15 protein-coding genes and 1 pseudogene are annotated in these 17,366 nt (G+C 61.6%); 10 read left to right on the forward strand and 6 right to left on the reverse strand.

Features of this window, described 5'->3' with window-relative positions; genetic code table 11:
• The first annotated feature begins 51 nt into the window (after positions 1–51).
• Positions 52–1,371: an MFS transporter gene (locus PSH59_RS20610; RefSeq protein WP_248079947.1), complete on the forward strand. Its 1,320-nt coding sequence runs from the start codon at positions 52–54 to the stop codon at positions 1,369–1,371.
• Positions 1,372–1,495: 124 nt separating this feature from the next.
• Positions 1,496–2,119 (forward strand): flavin reductase family protein, encoded by a 624-nt coding sequence (locus tag PSH59_RS20615; protein ID WP_248079945.1) that lies wholly within the window; start codon positions 1,496–1,498, stop codon positions 2,117–2,119.
• Here the strand turns inward: PSH59_RS20615 and PSH59_RS20620 are convergent.
• Positions 2,116–2,358 carry a hypothetical protein gene (locus PSH59_RS20620; RefSeq protein ID WP_248079943.1) on the reverse strand — a complete coding sequence of 81 codons (243 nt, stop codon included), beginning with the start codon at positions 2,356–2,358 and terminating at the stop codon, positions 2,116–2,118. The two genes, PSH59_RS20615 and PSH59_RS20620, sit on opposite strands and share 4 nt — an antisense overlap.
• 44 nt (positions 2,359–2,402) lie before the next feature.
• Complete coding sequence (locus PSH59_RS20625; RefSeq protein WP_305393555.1) at positions 2,403–2,744, reverse strand: antibiotic biosynthesis monooxygenase family protein; 342 nt, start codon at positions 2,742–2,744, stop codon at positions 2,403–2,405.
• 330 nt (positions 2,745–3,074) lie between these two features.
• Between PSH59_RS20625 and PSH59_RS20630 the strand changes: the two genes are divergently transcribed.
• Positions 3,075–4,004: an AraC family transcriptional regulator gene (locus tag PSH59_RS20630; RefSeq protein WP_248079939.1), complete on the forward strand. Its 930-nt coding sequence runs from the start codon at positions 3,075–3,077 to the stop codon at positions 4,002–4,004.
• Between the two features lie 43 nt (positions 4,005–4,047).
• Here PSH59_RS20630 and PSH59_RS20635 read toward each other — a convergent pair whose 3' ends face one another.
• The 4 genes from PSH59_RS20635 to edd form a co-directional block, all read right to left on the reverse strand.
• A complete protein-coding gene (locus PSH59_RS20635) occupies positions 4,048–5,514 on the reverse strand; it encodes an ATP-binding protein (protein WP_248079937.1) in 1,467 nt (488 codons plus the stop codon).
• Positions 5,504–6,238, reverse strand: coding sequence for a response regulator (locus PSH59_RS20640; protein WP_248079935.1), 735 nt, complete (start codon positions 6,236–6,238; stop codon positions 5,504–5,506). The genes PSH59_RS20635 and PSH59_RS20640 overlap by 11 nt, the downstream gene beginning before the upstream one ends.
• 86 nt (positions 6,239–6,324) lie before the next feature.
• Positions 6,325–7,281, reverse strand: a complete 957-nt coding sequence (locus tag PSH59_RS20645) for a glucokinase (RefSeq protein WP_305393556.1) — start codon at positions 7,279–7,281, stop codon at positions 6,325–6,327.
• Positions 7,278–9,104, reverse strand: a complete 1,827-nt coding sequence (gene edd, locus PSH59_RS20650) for a phosphogluconate dehydratase (RefSeq protein WP_248079931.1) — start codon at positions 9,102–9,104, stop codon at positions 7,278–7,280. The genes PSH59_RS20645 and edd overlap by 4 nt, the downstream gene beginning before the upstream one ends.
• Before the next feature lie 222 nt (positions 9,105–9,326).
• Between edd and gap the strand changes: the two genes are divergently transcribed.
• The 7 genes and pseudogenes from gap to PSH59_RS26440 form a co-directional block, all read left to right on the forward strand.
• A complete protein-coding gene (gene gap / locus PSH59_RS20655; protein WP_305393557.1) occupies positions 9,327–10,328 on the forward strand; it encodes a type I glyceraldehyde-3-phosphate dehydrogenase in 1,002 nt (333 codons plus the stop codon).
• 120 nt (positions 10,329–10,448) lie between these two features.
• Complete coding sequence (locus tag PSH59_RS20660) at positions 10,449–10,967, forward strand: RNA polymerase sigma factor (protein WP_305393558.1); 519 nt, start codon at positions 10,449–10,451, stop codon at positions 10,965–10,967.
• 74 nt (positions 10,968–11,041) lie between these two features.
• On the forward strand, positions 11,042–12,013 hold the full coding sequence (locus tag PSH59_RS20665; protein ID WP_305393559.1) for a FecR domain-containing protein: 972 nt from the start codon (positions 11,042–11,044) through the stop codon (positions 12,011–12,013).
• A gap of 114 nt (positions 12,014–12,127) precedes the next feature.
• Positions 12,128–14,692 carry a TonB-dependent receptor gene (locus tag PSH59_RS20670; RefSeq protein WP_305393560.1) on the forward strand — a complete coding sequence of 855 codons (2,565 nt, stop codon included), beginning with the start codon at positions 12,128–12,130 and terminating at the stop codon, positions 14,690–14,692.
• Between the two features lie 132 nt (positions 14,693–14,824).
• The gene (locus tag PSH59_RS20675; RefSeq protein ID WP_248079921.1) at positions 14,825–15,433 is read left to right on the forward strand and encodes a biliverdin-producing heme oxygenase; all 609 of its coding nucleotides are present in this window, start codon (positions 14,825–14,827) and stop codon (positions 15,431–15,433) included.
• Between the two features lie 101 nt (positions 15,434–15,534).
• The gene (locus tag PSH59_RS20680; RefSeq protein WP_248079919.1) at positions 15,535–15,936 is read left to right on the forward strand and encodes a YbaN family protein; all 402 of its coding nucleotides are present in this window, start codon (positions 15,535–15,537) and stop codon (positions 15,934–15,936) included.
• A gap of 1,311 nt (positions 15,937–17,247) precedes the next feature.
• Positions 17,248–17,304 (forward strand): annotated as a pseudogene (locus PSH59_RS26440) (hypothetical protein); the annotation flags it as partial.
• Positions 17,305–17,366 lie beyond the last annotated feature (62 nt).

A 17,366-nucleotide genomic window follows, 5' to 3' on the forward strand; every position in this document is an offset into this window, starting at 1 on the left:
CAGGCAGCGTTCGCGCCGCTCCATAAAAACAACTAGATGAAGGATCCTTCAATGGATAACTCCAACACTTTGCCTCTGGGGTCGGCGGCCGCGCCGGCACAGGAACGCACCACCACCAGCCGGATCAAATCGATTTTCAGCGGCTCGGTCGGCAACATGGTCGAGTGGTACGACTGGTACGTCTACGCCGCCTTCTCGCTGTACTTCGCCAAAGCCTTCTTCCCCGCCGGCTCCTCCACCGCTCAGTTGATGAACACCGCCGCGATTTTCGCCGTGGGCTTCCTGATGCGCCCTATCGGCGGCTGGTTGATGGGCATGTATGCCGACTACAAGGGCCGCAAGGCCGCGCTGATGGCCTCGGTGCTGTTGATGTGCTTCGGCTCGCTGCTGATCGCGCTGAGCCCAGGCTACGAAACCATCGGGATCGGCGCGCCGATCCTTCTGGTGTTCGCCCGTTTGCTGCAAGGCCTGTCGGTGGGTGGCGAATACGGCACCTCGGCCACTTACCTGAGCGAAATGGCGACCAAGGAGCGCCGCGGCTTCTTCTCCAGCTTCCAGTACGTGACCCTGATTTCCGGCCAGCTCATTGCCCTGGCGGTGCTGATCGTGCTGCAACAAACACTCACCACCGAACAACTCTACGCTTGGGGCTGGCGCATCCCGTTTGCCATCGGCGCTCTGTGCGCGGTGGTTGCGCTGTACCTGCGCCGTGGCATGGAAGAAACCGAGTCGTTCACCAAGAAAGAAAAAGCCAAGGAAAGCGCGATGCGCACCTTGATGCGCCACCCCAAGGAACTGATGACCGTGGTCGGCCTGACCATGGGCGGCACCCTGGCGTTCTATACCTACACCACCTACATGCAGAAATACTTGGTGAACACCGTCGGCATGAGCATCTCCGACTCCACCACCATCTCGGCTGCCACGCTGTTCCTGTTCATGTGCCTGCAGCCTCTGGTCGGCGGGCTGTCGGATAAGGTCGGCCGTCGTCCGATCCTGATCGCCTTCGGCATCCTCGGCACCCTGTTCACCGTGCCGATCCTCACCACGTTGCACACCATCCAAACCTGGTGGGGCGCGTTCTTCCTGATCATGGCCGCACTGATCATCGTCAGCGGCTACACCTCGATCAACGCGGTGGTCAAAGCCGAACTGTTCCCTACCGAAATCCGCGCCCTGGGCGTAGGCCTGCCGTATGCACTGACCGTGTCGATCTTCGGCGGTACCGCTGAATACATCGCGCTGTGGTTCAAGAGCATCGGTATGGAAACCGGCTACTACTGGTACGTGACCGCCTGTATTGCCGTGTCGCTGTTGGTCTACGTGACCATGAAAGACACCCGCAAACATTCGCGGATTACCACCGACTAAAGGTTCACCGCCCGTAAAAGAGGGGGCTGTGCCGGTTAACGGCACAGCCCCTTTTTATTTTGAAACCCGCGACCTTGCGGTGCACTATTACGCCCTCCCAGAACCCCAGCAGGAACCCCGGCCCATGTCTGACGATATCCATTTCTACGAACCCGCCAACGGTCACGGCCTGCCCCATGACCCGTTCAATGCCATCGTCGGCCCCCGGCCGATCGGCTGGATCTCGTCACATGACGGCGCAGGCCGCCTGAACCTGGCGCCCTACAGTTTCTTCAATGCGTTCAATTACATTCCGCCGATCATTGGGTTTTCCAGTGTCGGGCGTAAAGACAGCCTGAACAATATCGAACAGACCGGCGAGTTCGTCTGGAACCTGGCCACCCGCCCGCTGGCCGAGCAGATGAACCAGAGCTGCGCGGCGGTGGCGCCTGAGGTGAATGAATTCGAGTTATCCGGCCTGACGCCGGTGCCCTCGAAAATCGTCGGCGTGCCACGGGTCGGTGAGAGCCCGGTGTCGTTCGAGTGCAAGGTGACGCAGATCATCCAGCTGCAACGCGCCGACAGCACGTTGGTGCCCAGTTGGCTGGTGCTGGGCGAAGTGGTCGCGGTGCACATTGCCAAGTGGCTGCTCAAGGATGGCATCTACGACACCGCCGCCGCCGAGCCGATCCTGCGGGGCGGCGGTCCGGCGGACTACTTCCAGCTGGGGCCGGAAGCGCTGTTCAAGATGTACCGGCCTAACGCTTAAGACGCAGCCGTCCAGACCAGTTGGCCGTCTGCATCGACATCGCTTAACCGCTCAAGCTGCGCGCTGGCGGCATCATCGGCGTCGGACGCAGTCTTGAACGTTTGCCCATCCAGGATCTTGTGAAACTGCGGGGCGCCCATGCCATCGAGGGCCTTGACGGCGACGGCGGCGCTGTAGCCCCCCTCCCCCGGTACGACGGCGGATACGGCTTCGTGGTGGGCAAATTGTTTACGTGCCATGTTGCAGGTCCTGGCCAATGGAAAGTCGGCCATTCTAAACCGGTTCAGCCGGCGAGTTGCAGGTACTCCCCGTAGGCGTGCACGGCGGATACGTCGGTGAAGGTCTGGAAGTCCATGCTGCGCACGACCATGTCGTTCAACAGCTCAGTAAAGATCATCAGGGCCGGTGAGTTGAAGTAGGCGCTCATCGCCTGCTCGCTGCTCCAGAAGCCCGAGACCAGCCAAACATCAGGGTCGACCTGGGAGTGCTGCAACGAGAATTGCAGGCAACCCTGCGCCTCGCGGCCCGGTTCGATCAAACTGCTCAAGCGTGCACCCAGTTCGGTGCTGCACCCGCTACGGGCGCGGATAAAGGCCATATGGCTCGCGGGAATGGGGGTGGACATGTTCGACTCTCCCGTTGAGAAGTGATGCTCGGCAAGCACTGTGGGGGGTGTGCTGCCACAGGATCAACCATAGCGGCGGCGGTGCAGACGCGGTTAGTCGATTCCTGCCGGCTTATTGCACAATCCTGCGAGACGCGTAGAACGCACTTTAAGCCCGGGAGGTTCAGGCCATGGGCAAACGCCGTATTTCAGGCAGATGACCGGGCCCGCGCTTGCCTGATTGGCGACAGGCCGCAGGATCAGGCAAGGATTGTGCAGAATCGACCTAACACTGTTTGCAAAGCCGCCGCTAAGCTGACCCCCATCAAAGCAGCCTGCAGAGGACGCGCCATGTCGTCGCCCGAATATCAGCCCACGCCCCTCGATGCCGAGATGGAAAAACAGCGCGCCGAACTGGCCGGTATCGTGCACCGGCATACCTGGGAAGACGGCTCCTACGGCACCGCGATCACCTCGCTGTACCTTAACCGCCATAACACGCCGCGCGACTTTATGCCGGTGCTGGTGGAGCCTGCGCTGTGCATCCTCGCCAACGGCAGCAAAGAGGTGCGTCTGGCCGATGAAATCTTTGCCTACGACCCGCTCAATTACCTGGTGTTCTCAGTGGCGATGCCGGTGGCCGGACGGATCATCGATGCCACGCCGCAAGACCCGAACCTGTCGGTACGCATCAACATCGACCCGGCGCAGCTCACCGCCCTGATTGCCGAAGCTGGCCCCATGGGGGTGCCAACGCGCCCGACATCGCGTGGGATGTACGTGGACCGCATCGACCATCAATTGCTCGATGCGGTGCTGCGCCTGGCGCGCCTGCTGGATACACCCAAAGACATCGCCATGCTGGCGCCGTTGATCAATCGTGAAATCCTTTACCGCTTGCTGCGTGGGCCCCAGGGCTATCGTTTGTACGAAATCGCCGTGGCCAACAGCCAGAGCCACCGAGTGAGCCAGGCGATCAAATGGCTTAACAGCAACTACGAACAGCCGTTGCGCATTGATGACCTGGCCAAAGAAGTGAACCTCAGCGTCTCGACCCTGCACCACCGCTTCAAGGCGATCACCGCCATGAGCCCATTGCAGTACCAGAAACAGTTACGGTTGCAGGAAGCGCGCCGGCTGATGATTGCCGAAGGGCTCGAAGCTTCGGCGGCCGGGTATCGGGTGGGGTATGAAAGCCCGTCGCAATTCAGCCGGGAGTACAGCCGGTTGTTTGGGGCGCCGCCTCTGCGCGATCTGGCCAGGCTGCGCCAAAGCATCTGATTCACGCTGAGCAAGCCGGCCCCGACAGTTGGCCGGCGCAGAGTCAGTCCAATCCGCGGGGCAGTTGCAAGGTGACCCTCAGGCCACCTTCGCGAAGATTCTGCAGACTCACTTCCCCCCCATGACTGTGAGCGATATTTCGCGCAATCCCCAAGCCCAAGCCGTAACCCTGTTGCTGACCGGCAAGGCGGAAGTGCGGCTCAAACACCTGCTCCAGACGCTGTTCCGGCACCCCCGGCCCTTCGTCATCCACGTGCAGGACGAACTGCGCGCCGTCGTCTTCGATATGCAAATGCGCGTTCTGCCCATACTTCAAGGCGTTGTCGATCAGGTTGCCGATGCAGCGCTTAAGCGCCAAGGGCTTGCCTGGATAAGTCGTTAATGCAGCGCCATCCAGGGTCACGCGGCCGTTGCCGTTAGGCGCCACGTAAGGCTCCACCAGACATTCGAGCACATGGTTGAGGTCGACCGGCTGGATATTCTCGTGAATATCGGTGTCCTTCACGCACTGCAGCGCGCCTTTGACCAGCAACTCCAACTCATCCAGGTCGCGACCGAACTTGGCTTGCAGATTCTCGTCTTCCAGCAGTTCCACGCGCAGCCGCAGGCGGGTGATGGGGGTGCGCAGGTCATGGGAAATCGCGCTGAACAATTGGCTGCGCTCGGTCAGGTAGCGGCTGATGCGCTCGCGCATGGCATTGAACGCGCGCCCCACCTCCACCACTTCACTGCCGCCGCCTTCGGCCACCGGTTCAACATCGGCCCCCAGGGACATATCCCGCGCCGCCCGCGCCAGGCGCTTGAGCGGCCGGCTCTGCCAGTGCACCAGCAGGCCGATAAACAGCAGCAGAAAACCGCTGGTCAACACAATGAACCACACCTGCTGGGACGGCAGGCCTTGCTCTTCAAGGCTGGTGTAGGGCTCGGGCAGCAGCGAAGCGATGTACAGCCATTCGCCGGGGGCGAGCTGGATCTGGGTCACCAGCACCGGCGGGTTGACCGGTTCAAGCGTCAAGGCGTAATGGGCCCAGGAGCGCGGCAATTCGTCGAGCTTGAGGCCGGCATTGAAAATGCGCAGGTCTTCGGCGCTGACGAACTCCACCGAGATATGCACGTCGGCACCCAGGGTCTGGCGCAGCACTTCATCCACGGCCACCAGCACCGCCTGCTTGCGCGGGGTTGCGGGCAAGACCTCCATGTCCAGCGGACGATCGTTAAGGGTCACCACAAACCGGGTGCCGCCCATGCTGCGCAACTGGTCGAGCACCAACGGGCGATAGGCCACCGGTAACGAACGGAAGTAACTCACGCTGGCGGTCATCGAATGCGCCAGGCTACGCGCACTGGTGACCAGGCCTTCGAGCTGTGTGGCGCGCAGCTGCGAGACCCAGATCACGCTGGACAGCGCCTGGGCAAACAACACCACCAGCAAGGTCAGCAGCAGCATGCGCCCCAGCAGTGAGCGCGGCACCGGGAAGCGCCGGCGTTCGCTCACTAGTTCAGTGGGCATTGCCGGCAACCACGCTGGCTGCCAGTTGGTAACCACTGCCGCGCACGGTGCGGATCAGCTTCGGCGGCTTTTCGGTGTCACGCAGGCGTTGGCGCAGGCGGCTGACGGCCATGTCGACAATACGGTCCAGCGGCATCAGGTCGCGGCCACGGGTGGCGTTGCCGATGGTGTCGCGGTCGAGGATCTGCTGGGGATGGTCGAGAAACAATTTGAGCAGGGCAAAATCAGCGCCGGAGAGGATCACTTCCTCGCCATCCACGTGGAACAGTCGGTGACTGATCATGTCCAGGCGCCATTCATCAAACTCCCAGACATCGCCACCCACGCTACGCTCCTGGCCGAACTGGCAGCGACGCAACAGGGCCTTGATCCGCGCCTGCAGTTCGCGGGGGCTGAACGGCTTGCCGATGTAGTCGTCGGCGCCCAGTTCCAGGCCGATCACACGGTCGGCCTCGTCGGAACTGGCGGTAAGCATGATGATGGGCACCTGGGCCTGGCGCGGGTGCTGTCGGATCCAGCGACACAGGCTGAAGCCATCCTCGTCGGGCAACATCACATCGAGAATGACCAGGTCGCATGGCGCCTCGTTCATCGCCTGGCGGAACCCCGCGCCATCCGGCACGCCACGCACCTGGAAGCCGGCACGGCTGAGGTAGGTTTGCAGCAATTCGCGGATTTCCTGGTCGTCGTCGACGAGGAGAATCGATTTACTGATTACGCTCACAGGGTCCTCCTTGTTGTTATGGCCAAGCTTAAGGCATTTGTCGCCTGCGAGCGCCTTTCGCGAGCAAGCCAAGGGGCCATTACGACCTAAGCAAAAGCCTGCTCGAGCGCCACACCTGCCCCGGTCAACCCCGAATACGGCGCGGTCACCAACCACACAGGGATGCCCTTGAAATAGTCGCTCATGCAGCCTTTGTCGGCGAAGCTTTTGGCGAAACCACTGCTGATAAAGAAGTCGGCAAATCTGGGAATCACCCCACCGACGATGTACACGCCACCGCGCCCACCCGTGGTCAGCACGTTGTTACCCGCCACCCGGCCCAGCCAGATGCTGAACTGGTCCAGGACTTCCATCGCCAGCGGATCACCGGCCAGACCTGCGGCCGTGATGGCTTCGGGCGTTTCCAGCAGCGGCGTGTGGCCGTCGACTGCACAAATGGCCCGGTACAGACGCGGCAAGCCGCCCCCGCTCAGGGCGGTTTCGGCGCTGACGTGGCCGATTTCGTTGTGGATGTGCTGCCACAACTGGGTTTCGCGCGGGCTGCTCAGGGGCAGGTCGACGTGGCCGCCCTCCCCCGGCAAGGCCGCATAACGCCCCGCGCCGAAGTCCAGCAGGGTACCGACGCCCAGGCCGGTGCCCGGACCGATCACCACCGCCGGGCGCAACGGCTCGGGCGTGCCCGCGCAGACCACGCGAAATTCGTCGGGCTTGAGGCGTGTCATGCCCAGGGCCATGGCCGAGAAGTCGTTGACCAGCAGCAGCTCATCTACCTGCAAGGTCTTGCAAAAGGCAGTCTTGCTCAGGCGCCAGTGGTTGTTGGTGAATTTGAATTCATCGCCACTCACCGGCCCGGCCACCGAGAGGCACACCGCGCCGATATCGCCGATGTTCAGGCCTTCTTCCTGCAGATAAACCTTGATCGCGTCCTCCGGGCTTTGGTAATCCGCGGTGGCGTGCACCCGAATCGAGTGCAGCACCGAATCCCGCCACAACGCAAACCGGGCGTTGGTACCGCCGATGTCACCGACCAGCGCAAGCTTCACTTAAGCGTCTCCAAGGCAGAGGTAAAGGCGCTGGCGCCCTGCTCTGCGGAGCTTGCGGCCAAGCGCATAAATGCAAACAGCTCGCGACCGGCCCCCACGTTGTTGCCCAACAGGCCCGTGGCAGGCGTGCGCGCTGCAAATTCTTCGGCGTCCACCTTAAGCTCCAAGGTGCCTGTTACGCCATCCACGCGAATGATATCGCCATCGCGCACCCGCGCCAGTGGCCCGCCGCTCTGGGCTTCGGGGTTGACGTGGATCGCGGCGGGGATCTTACCCGAGGCGCCGGACATACGCCCGTCTGTCACCAATGCCACCTTGAAGCCACGATCCTGCAATACGCCAAGGAACGGGGTCATCTTGTGCAGCTCAGGCATACCGTTGGAGCGCGGGCCCTGGAAGCGCATCACCGCGACAAAATCTTTTTCCAGCTGACCTGCCTTGAACGCGTCGGCCAGGTCCTGCTGATCCTGGAACACCACCGCCGGTGCTTCGACGACTTGATGTTCAAGGGCCACGGCGGAGACTTTCATCACGCCACGCCCGAGGTTGCCTTCCATCACTCGCAGTCCACCTTCGGCCGAGAACGCACGGGCCACGGGGCGCAGGATGGTTTCGTCGAGGCTTTCGATAGGGCCGTCGCGCCATACCAGCTCGCCGTCGACCAGGAAGGGCTCCTGGATATAACGGCTCAGGCCCTTGCCCGCCACGGTGTTGACGTCTTCGTGAAGCAGACCGGCTTCGAGCAACTCACGGATCAGGAACGACATGCCACCCGCTGCCTGGAAGTGGTTGATGTCGGCCTTGCCGTTTGGATACACGTGGGACAGGGTCGGCACCACCTCGGAGAGGTCGGCCATGTCCTGCCAGGTGAGGATGATGCCCGCTGACATGGCGATGGCCGGCATGTGCAGGGTGTGGTTGGTGGAACCGCCGGTGGCGTTGAGGGCAACGATGGAATTGACGATGGATTTCTCGTCGACGATCTCGCCGATCGGGGTGAAATTGCCGTTGGCTTTGGTCAGGCGCGTGACCTGGTGCGCGGCTTCGCGGGTCAGCGCATCACGCAACGGCGTGTACGGGTTGACGAACGACGCGCCCGGCAGGTGCAGGCCCATCACTTCCATCAGCAACTGGTTGGTGTTGGCGGTGCCGTAGAAGGTGCAGGTGCCGGGGCTGTGGTAGGACTTCATCTCCGATTCCAGCAGCTCTTCGCGGCTGGCCTTGCCTTCGGCGTAGCGCTGGCGCACATCGGCCTTCTGCTTGTTGGAAATGCCCGACGGCATCGGCCCGCCCGGCACGAAGATCATCGGCAGGTGGCCATAGCGCAGTGCGCCCATCATCAGGCCGGGGACGATCTTGTCGCAGATGCCCAGCATCAGCGCGGCGTCGAACATGTTGTGGGACAGCGCCACCGCCGTGGACATGGCAATGACTTCACGGCTGAGCAGGCTCAGCTCCATACCCGGTTCGCCCTGGGTCACACCGTCGCACATGGCCGGGGTGCCGCCGGCGAACTGCCCCACCGAACCGACTTCGCGCAGGGCTTTTTTGATTTGCTCCGGGAAATGTTCGTACGGCTGATGCGCCGAGAGCATGTCGTTATACGAAGAAACAATTGCCACGTTGGCGGCATTCATCATGCGCAGGCTGTTTTTGTCCTCGGTGCCGCAACCCGCCACGCCATGGGCGAAATTGGCGCATTGCAGCTTGCCGCGCATCGGACCGTCGCTGGCGGCGCCGCGAATGAGCGCAAGGTAAGCCTCGCGGGTGGCGCGGCTGCGGGCGATAAGCCGTTCGGTGACCTCAAGAACGCGGGGATGCATGTGTAGAACTCCAGGCTAACGGATGTGGCGACCTGAGTGTCTATGCTGATCAAACGCCCGCAGCGCATGGGATGGCAGGGGTGTCGTTTGAATCATCGGACCAGTTGATTCAGGTCACTCGTTGTAGATTGAACAAAATATTGCCACTAAAAAGGCTTGTTTTCTATTTTTATGCGAATAATCTTGTAATTCTTACAACAAATCGACGACAGGCACTTTCCAATGACTCTTCGTATCGCAATCAATGGTTTTGGCCGTATCGGCCGTAATGTCCTGCGCGCACTGTATACCCAAGGCTATCGCCAGGATTTGCAGATCGTCGCCATCAACGATCTGGGCGACAGCTCGATCAATGCCCACCTGCTCAAATTCGACACCGTGCACGGTACCTTCGACGCAGAGGTCGCCCACGATCAGGAAAGCCTGACCGTCAATGGTGACCGGATTGCCGTGAGTGCCATTCGCAACCCCGCCGACCTGCCGTGGGCTGCGCACAAGATCGACGTGGTGTTCGAATGCACCGGTCTGTTCACCGAACGTGACAAGGCCGCCGCCCATATTACCGCCGGCGCGCGCAAGGTCATTATCTCGGCCCCCGCCAAGGGTGCGGACGCCACCGTGGTGTATGGCGTGAATCATGACATTCTGCGTCAATCCCACCAGATCATCTCCAATGCGTCGTGCACCACCAACTGCCTGGCCCCGGTGGCCCAGGTGCTGCACCGCGAGCTGGGCATCGAAAGCGGCCTGATGACCACGATTCATGCCTACACCAACGACCAGAACCTGACCGACGTCTACCACACCGACCCGTACCGCGCGCGTTCGGCCACCCAGAACATGATCCCGAGCAAGACCGGCGCCGCCGAAGCAGTGGGCCTGGTGCTGCCGGAACTGGCAGGCAAGCTGACCGGCATGGCCGTGCGAGTACCGGTGATCAACGTGTCGCTGGTGGACCTCACCGTTCAACTGAAAAAAGACGCCACGGCCGACGAAGTCAACGCGCTGCTCAAAGAAGCCAGCCAGCACTCGAAGATCCTCGGTTACAACACCCTGCCGCTGGTCTCCAGTGACTTCAACCACAACCCGCTGTCGTCGATATTCGACGCCAACCACACCAAGGTCAGCGGCAAGCTGCTCAAAGTGCTGGCGTGGTATGACAACGAATGGGGCTTCTCCAACCGCATGCTGGATAACTGCCTGGCGCTGTGTAACGCCGAGTAATCCCTATGGGAGGGGCTCGCCCCCTCCCGCATTTGACGATGCAGGCCCGCAGAAATAGCCACTTGCCATTTCAGTTGATGATAAGCATTATCATTAACTGCAAATCGGTCTGGTACTCCTGTGAGCCAATCTCGCTTCAACCACGTCTTTCTCACCCAACGGGTGATTCTGCTACGCACCTTGCAGCGGATGGTGAATAACCACAGCACCGCCGAGGACCTCCTGCAGGAAACCTACCTGCGCGTTACCCGGGCCCTCAGCGAACGGCCGATCGATCACCTCGAACCCTTCGTCTATCAAACCGCGCGCAATCTGGCGCTGGATCACCTGCGTTCACGCAGGATCCAGGCGCGTACGTTGCAGGAAGATGTCCCGCTGGACATTCTGCAAAGCGTCGCCGCCCCCACCAGTACTCCCGAAGATGCCACCCAGGCCGAGCAATTGCTCGAGCACCTGAGCGTCAGCCTCGGCCAGTTGAGCGCGCGTCAGCAGCGGATTTTCATCCTCAGCCGCCTGCACGGTTGCAGCTACCAGGAGATTGCCGATCAGTTGGACGTGTCCTTGAGCACCGTGCAAAAGGAACTCAAATTGATCATGGCCATCTGCGTAGGTGTGGCCGAACGGCTGGATCGGCCTTAAGCTGCATCCGACAGACGTGTCGATCCAGGCCGTAAGAAAGATCAATAGAACGTGGCGAAGACCCGAGGAACACCGTGACGGACCCGAATAAACTGCGCCCCCATGAGCTGGCTCATGAGGTGTTGCAAGACACGGCTATGGACCAGGCCCTCGATTGGCTGATCGCGCTGCAGTGCCCGCAGCCCGGGCAGCAAGCCGAGTTCGAAGCCTGGTTGGCCAGCGACCCGGCCCACGTCCATGCGTTCGGCAAGGCCCAGTCCGCCTGGGGCGGCGCACCGGTGCACAGCGCCGCCATGGCCCTGGCGGTGCCGCGCACGCCGAGCGCCTGGCGCCGGATCAAACCCCATTGGAAACCGCTCGCCACGGCCGCTGTGCTGTTGATCGGCCTGTTCAGTTTCAGCAACCTGCCGGTGCGCCTGCAAGCTGACCACCTCACCGTGGTGGGCGAACGCCAGCGCCTGCAATTGGACGACGGCTCGAACGTACTGCTGAACACCAACTCGGCGTTTTCCAGCCGCATCCAGGATCACCAGCGCATCGTGCGCCTGTACCAGGGCGAAGCGTTTTTCGACGTCGCGCCAAGCCACGGCATGCCCCTGCAAATCGACGCCGGCCCGGTGCGCGCCAGCGTGCGCGACACCGCCTTCGCCGTGCGCTACCTCAATGGCGAAGAAGCCCAAGTGCAAGTGCAGCGCGGTGATGTGGACCTGAGCAACACCTTCAACGATGCCCGCGTACGCCTGAGCGCGGGCGAAAGCATCCGCATCGGCCCCAAAGGCTTCGGCGCGCCGGCCAAGCTGGATGCCACCAAGGACCTGGCCTGGGTGCAAGGCCGGCTGATCTTCGAAAACTGCCCGATGAGCGAAGTGCTCGCCGAGTTGCGCCGTTATTACCCCGGCTGGATCGTCAACACCAACGAGCAACTGGCCAGCGTTGCGGTCACCGGCAATTACCGTCTGGACCAGCCCCTTGACGTGGTGCGCTCCCTGGCGCACATCACGTCGGCCAAGCTCTCGGAATACCCGGCGCTGGTGATCCTCAACTAAATGAGAATAATTTTTACTCGATAGCCTGCGGTGGTACGTCTCGTCTTAGCCAATGCAACTGATTCCTATTTGATTCGGTTCGCAACTATAAGATTCGTACCCGGAGCGCTCTCGATGTCCTCTCGTTTCAACCGCCGGTCTTCTTCACCCGTCCTGTCCTTGCTGACCGCCGCCATCCTGTTGGCCGGTGCGCCGGTGATGACCACCAGCGCCGCCGAACCGGCCTCGCGCAGCTACGGCAATTACACCTTCAGCATCGAGCAGCAACCGCTGGTCTCGGCACTTAACGCCTTTACCGCAGTGACCGGCTGGCAAGTCGGCCTGCCCGCCGAGCTGGGTCAAGGCGTGTCGTCGCCTGGCGTGAAGGGCCCACTGTCGCCGGAAAAAGCCCTGGAGCGCCTGTTGGTGGGGACCAACCTGAGCTACCGCAAACTGAGCAGTCACAACATCGTGCTGGAAAAGCGCGCAGCCGGCAGCACCCTCAACCTGCAGCAGGTCACCATCAGCGCCACCCGCAACGAGCAGCCCGTGAGCAGCGTACCGAGCACCGTCAGCGTGCATGAACGCGAGGAGCTGGACCGCCAGAACGTGAACACCATTCGTGAGCTGGTGCGCTACGAGCCCGGCGTATCGGTGGGTGGCGCCGGCACGCGCGCAGGTAACGCCGGGTTCAACATCCGCGGCATCGATGGCGACCGCATCCTCACCCAGGTGGACGGCGTGGAAGTGCCGGGCAACTTCTTCAACGGCCCCTACGCCAAGACCCGTCGCAACTACGTCGACCCGGAAATCGTCAAGCGCGTGGAAATCCTGCGTGGCCCGGCTTCGGCCCTCTACGGCAGCAGCGCCATCGGCGGCGCGGTGAGCTACTTCACCCTCGACGCGGATGACATCATCAAGCCCGGCCAGGATGTCGGCGCCCGCCTGAAAACCGGCTACAGCTCCGCCGACGAGAGCTGGCTGACTTCCGGCACCTTCGCCGGCCGCGTACAGGACTTCGACGGTTTGCTGCACCTGAGCCAGCGCAACGGCCATGAAACCGAGTCCTATAACGGCAACAACGCCACCGGCCTGGACCGCACCGGCGCCAACCCGGAAGAGGCACGCACCACCAACATCCTGGCCAAATTGGGCTGGAACTATGGCGATGACAATCGCCTGGGCCTGACGTACGAGAAGTACAAGGACGATCGCGACGTCAACCTGAAGAACGCGGTGGGCGGCCCGTTCATCGGCGGACGGGGTTTCAACCTGTACCGTGACCGTCGCGGCAACGACACCATCACCCGCGAACGTTTCGGCCTGGAAAACAGCGTGGCCCTCGAGTCACCGCTGGCAGACCGCCTTAAGACCAGCCTCAACTACCAGATCGCCAAGACCGACCAGACCACCGCCGAGATCTACCAGTCGGGCCGTCGTGTCCTGCGCACCCGCGACACGCTTTACGAAGAAAAACAGTGGGTCTTCGATGCCCAGCTGGACAAGGCCTTCAGTCTCGGTGAAACCGACCACCAAGTGACCTACGGCACCACGCTCAAGCAGCAAAAAGTCACCGGCTCGCGCGAAGGCAGTGCGACCTGCGTGGTCGTCGGCAGCGGCTGCAACGCCATTGGCGCGCCGAGCCCGGTCGCCAGCGACAGCGTGAAAAAATCCAGCGATTTCCCCGACCCGACCATCAACACCTATTCGCTGTTCGCCCAGGACCAGATCACCTGGGACAAATGGACCTTCCTGCCTGCAGTGCGCTACGACTACACCCAGCTCAAGCCCAAGCTCACCCAGGAATTCCTCAATACGGTAAACCCAACGGGTGCGGACACGGTCAGCGACAAGGAAAAAACCTGGCATCGCGTGACGCCCAAGTTTGGCCTGACCTACGCGCTGACGGACCACTACACCTGGTTCGGGCAATACGCCGAAGGTTTCCGCACGCCATCGGCCAAGGCGCTCTACGGACGCTTTGAAAACCTGAACCTGGGCTACACCGTCGAGCCCAATCCGGACCTCAAGCCGGAGACCAGCAAAGGCATCGAGAGCGGCCTTCGCGGCAACTTCGACGAGGGTTCCTTCGAAATTGCGTTGTTCTACAACAAGTACCGCAACTTTATCGACGAAGACAACGCCGTGGTCGGTGCCACTGTCGAGCAGTTCCAGGCGGTGAACATCAAGCGCGCCACCATCAAGGGCGCCGAAGCCAAGGGTCGCCTGAACCTGGACGCTTTCGGCGCGCCAAACGGCCTGTACACCCTGGGTTCGGTGTCCTATGCCTACGGTCGCAACGACGAAAACGGCGAACCACTCAACAGCGTCAACCCGCTCAAGGGCGTATTCGGCCTGGGCTACGACAGGGACACCTATGGCGGCCTGTTGAGCTGGACCCTGGTGAAGAAACAGAATCGCGTCGACAGCTCCACCTTCCACGCACCTGACGGCGACACCCGCGCGCCGTTCAAGACGCCAGGCTTCGGCGTGGTCGACCTGACCGCCTACTACAAAGTCACCGACGACGTGACCGTCAACGGCGGTCTGTACAACCTGACAGACAAGAAGTACTGGAACTGGGATGACGTACGCAGCTACGACAGTGTCGGCGAAGCGGCCGTAACAGGCCCCGCCAACCTCGACCGCCTGACTCAGCCGGGCCGCAACTTCGCGATCAACCTGATCTGGGACATCTGACAACGCCGTTCACCTCGCCGACATTTCATCGGCGAGGTGAGGATTTTTTACTGTGCCGCGTCTTCTTGTTCGTCTAGTTGATAACAGCTCTCTTCAGGGCAACAAGGCGCCTCCCTTCTCAAGGACTTTTTCATGACCGCTTCTCCTACTGCAGAACGCCAAAGCCTGCGCTCCCAGCGCCTGAACCAGATCACCCACGAGCCACACACCAAACTGGATGCACTGGTCAAAGCCCACGCGCCGTTCGAAACCCAGGCCAACTTTGCCCGTTTCGTGGTGGCGCAGTACCTGTTCCAGTCGGAGCTGGTGGCCCTGTACAACGATGCCGAACTGATCAAGATCGTCCCTGACCTGGCCGCGCGCTGCCGCGCCGAAGCCGCCAAACTCGACCTTGCCGACCTGGACACCGACGTGCCCGCACCAGTGGCCGGCGCGGTGAACAACCCGAGCCAGGCCGAAGCCTTGGGTTGGCTGTTTGTGTCCGAAGGCTCAAAACTGGGCGCTGCGTTCCTGATCAAGCGCGCCGTGGGCCTGGGCCTGAGCGAAACCTTCGGTGCCCGCCATCTGGGTGAGCCGGTCGGTGGTCGTGCCGAAGGCTGGAAAAGCTTCACGCGCACCCTTGACGCGCTGCAACTGAGCGCCGAAGAAGAAACCGCGATGGACAAAGGCGCGGTCGACGCGTTTGTGCGCTTCACCGTCTTGCTGGAACAGGCGTACGCTACGACCCCCGAACTGGCCTGACGCCGGGTTTGGAATGCGATTAACCCTGTGGGAGCGGTCTTGCTCTCACAGGTTGATACGATTCCAATCCGAATATTCCATCCCTCCTGTAAATCGCTCCCATGACCGGCAAAACCCAATCCACCTCAAAAATCGCACAGGTCCTCTTCGGCCTGCTGGCCTATGTCAGCCTGGGCATCGGGCTGGTGGCGATCGTGATTCCGGGTTTGCCTACCACCGAATTCATCCTGCTGGCCGCCTGGGCCGCCACCAAAAGTTCGCCACGCCTCAGCGCCTGGCTGGAAAACCACCACCTGTTCGGCCCTATCCTGTCCAACTGGCGTAACGGCAAAATCATCGCGCGCCGGGCCAAAGTCAGCGCCACCGTGAGCATGCTGCTGTGCGCGACGCTGATGCTGGTGATGCTCGACCATGGCTGGCCGATTTACCTGGCCATTGCCGGAATGAGCCTGGGCAACCTGTGGATCTGGTCACGCCCCGAACAGCTCGCAAAGCCCGCGTAACGGAGCCTGTAGGCCTTCAGCTACCGCTCATCGCCTATTTCTCATGAAACCTTCTACAGCGCCGATGCTCCGGATAAGGCGCCGAATGGACGTGGGCGTGCTGGGCATTCCAACCCGTCCATTCGTGAGTGACCTATGTTCGACACCCTCTCAATCCGCTTGAAAATTGTGCTGCTGTCAGGCCTCTGTCTGTTGGGAGTGATTGCGCTGGTGGTTGGCATCAACCTCTACAACACCAACCAGAACGATCGATTGATCAGCAATTCAAGCTCGCGCATGCTCACTGCCAGCGTCGAACAACTGCTGCAAGCCAAGGCCGCCGAACAGGCGGTGCAATTACAAAAGACCTTCGGCGACAGCCTGGTGGCGCTGACCGCGCTGGCTGACCAGATCAAGGGCCTGCGCGTTATGGCCGCTAAGCGTGGGGTGGACGCCGGCGCGCTGCGCGAAGACATCAACCAGAGCCTCAAGACCACCTTTGACCGTAACAGCAAAGTACTGGGGTTCTGGCTGTCGTTCGAACCCAACGGCCTGGACGGCAAGGACAGCGAATTCGTCGATGACAAAGCGCGGGTCTCCAACGACAAAGGGCGCTTCGCCAGTTATTGGAGCCGCGCCGGCGGCGACGGTTTGAACACGGTCATGGTCGAGGAAGACCTGAACAAGACCACCCTCACGTTAAGCGGAACGCCCTACAACATCTGGTACACCTGCCCACGGGACACCCGCAACACCTGCCTGCTGGACCCGTATGAAGATACCGTGGGCGGCAAACCCGTGCTGATGACCACCCTTGCAATGCCACTGCTCGTAGAAGGCAAACTCATTGGCGTTGTCGGCGTCGACATCGCCCTCACCGCCCTGCAAGCGACCACTGACGCCGCGCAGAAAGACCTGTTCAACGGCGCGGCGAAGCTGGAAATTCTCTCCAGCACCGGCCTGATCGCCGCTTACAGTGGCGAGCCGGCCAAGGTCGGCAAAAACCTGGCCGACACCCTCGGCGCCGAAAGCAAAGAAATTGTTCAATTGCTGGCGGGCGACACTCGCATGATCCGCACACAGGACGACACAATTCGCGCCGTGTACCCGGTCAAGCCGATTGCCGAAGCCAAGTCGTGGGGCGTGGTAATCGAGCTGCCAAAAGCCGTGATGCTGGCCGATAACGTCAAGCTGCACGCCATGCTCGACGACGCCCAGGCGGCAGGCACTCTCAAAACCTTGCTGGTGGCGGCCGCCGCAGCCCTGCTCGGGTTGCTGCTGATCTGGCTGACCGCCACCGGCGTAACCCGCCCTATCAACAGTGTGGCCGCCATGCTCAAGGACATCGCCAGCGGTGACGGCGACTTGACCCAACGCCTGGCCTACGCCAGGAAAGACGAACTGGGCGAGTTGGTGAACTGGTTCAACCGGTTTCTCGACAAGCTGCAACC

The organism is Pseudomonas sp. FP2309, from assembly GCF_030687575.1.
GTDB lineage: Bacteria > Pseudomonadota > Gammaproteobacteria > Pseudomonadales > Pseudomonadaceae > Aquipseudomonas.

Coding starts and splice junctions, on each gene's coding strand:
- PSH59_RS20610 (WP_248079947.1), top strand. CDS start 52: ATGGATAACTCCAACACTTTGCCTCTGGGGTCGGCGGCCGCGCCGGCA.
- PSH59_RS20615 (WP_248079945.1), top strand. CDS start 1,496: ATGTCTGACGATATCCATTTCTACGAACCCGCCAACGGTCACGGCCTG.
- PSH59_RS20620 (WP_248079943.1), bottom strand. CDS start 2,358: ATGGCACGTAAACAATTTGCCCACCACGAAGCCGTATCCGCCGTCGTA.
- PSH59_RS20625 (WP_305393555.1), bottom strand. CDS start 2,744: ATGTCCACCCCCATTCCCGCGAGCCATATGGCCTTTATCCGCGCCCGT.
- PSH59_RS20630 (WP_248079939.1), top strand. CDS start 3,075: ATGTCGTCGCCCGAATATCAGCCCACGCCCCTCGATGCCGAGATGGAA.
- PSH59_RS20635 (WP_248079937.1), bottom strand. CDS start 5,514: ATGCCCACTGAACTAGTGAGCGAACGCCGGCGCTTCCCGGTGCCGCGC.
- edd (WP_248079931.1), bottom strand. CDS start 9,104: ATGCATCCCCGCGTTCTTGAGGTCACCGAACGGCTTATCGCCCGCAGC.
- gap (WP_305393557.1), top strand. CDS start 9,327: ATGACTCTTCGTATCGCAATCAATGGTTTTGGCCGTATCGGCCGTAAT.
- PSH59_RS20670 (WP_305393560.1), top strand. CDS start 12,128: ATGTCCTCTCGTTTCAACCGCCGGTCTTCTTCACCCGTCCTGTCCTTG.
- PSH59_RS20675 (WP_248079921.1), top strand. CDS start 14,825: ATGACCGCTTCTCCTACTGCAGAACGCCAAAGCCTGCGCTCCCAGCGC.
- PSH59_RS20680 (WP_248079919.1), top strand. CDS start 15,535: ATGACCGGCAAAACCCAATCCACCTCAAAAATCGCACAGGTCCTCTTC.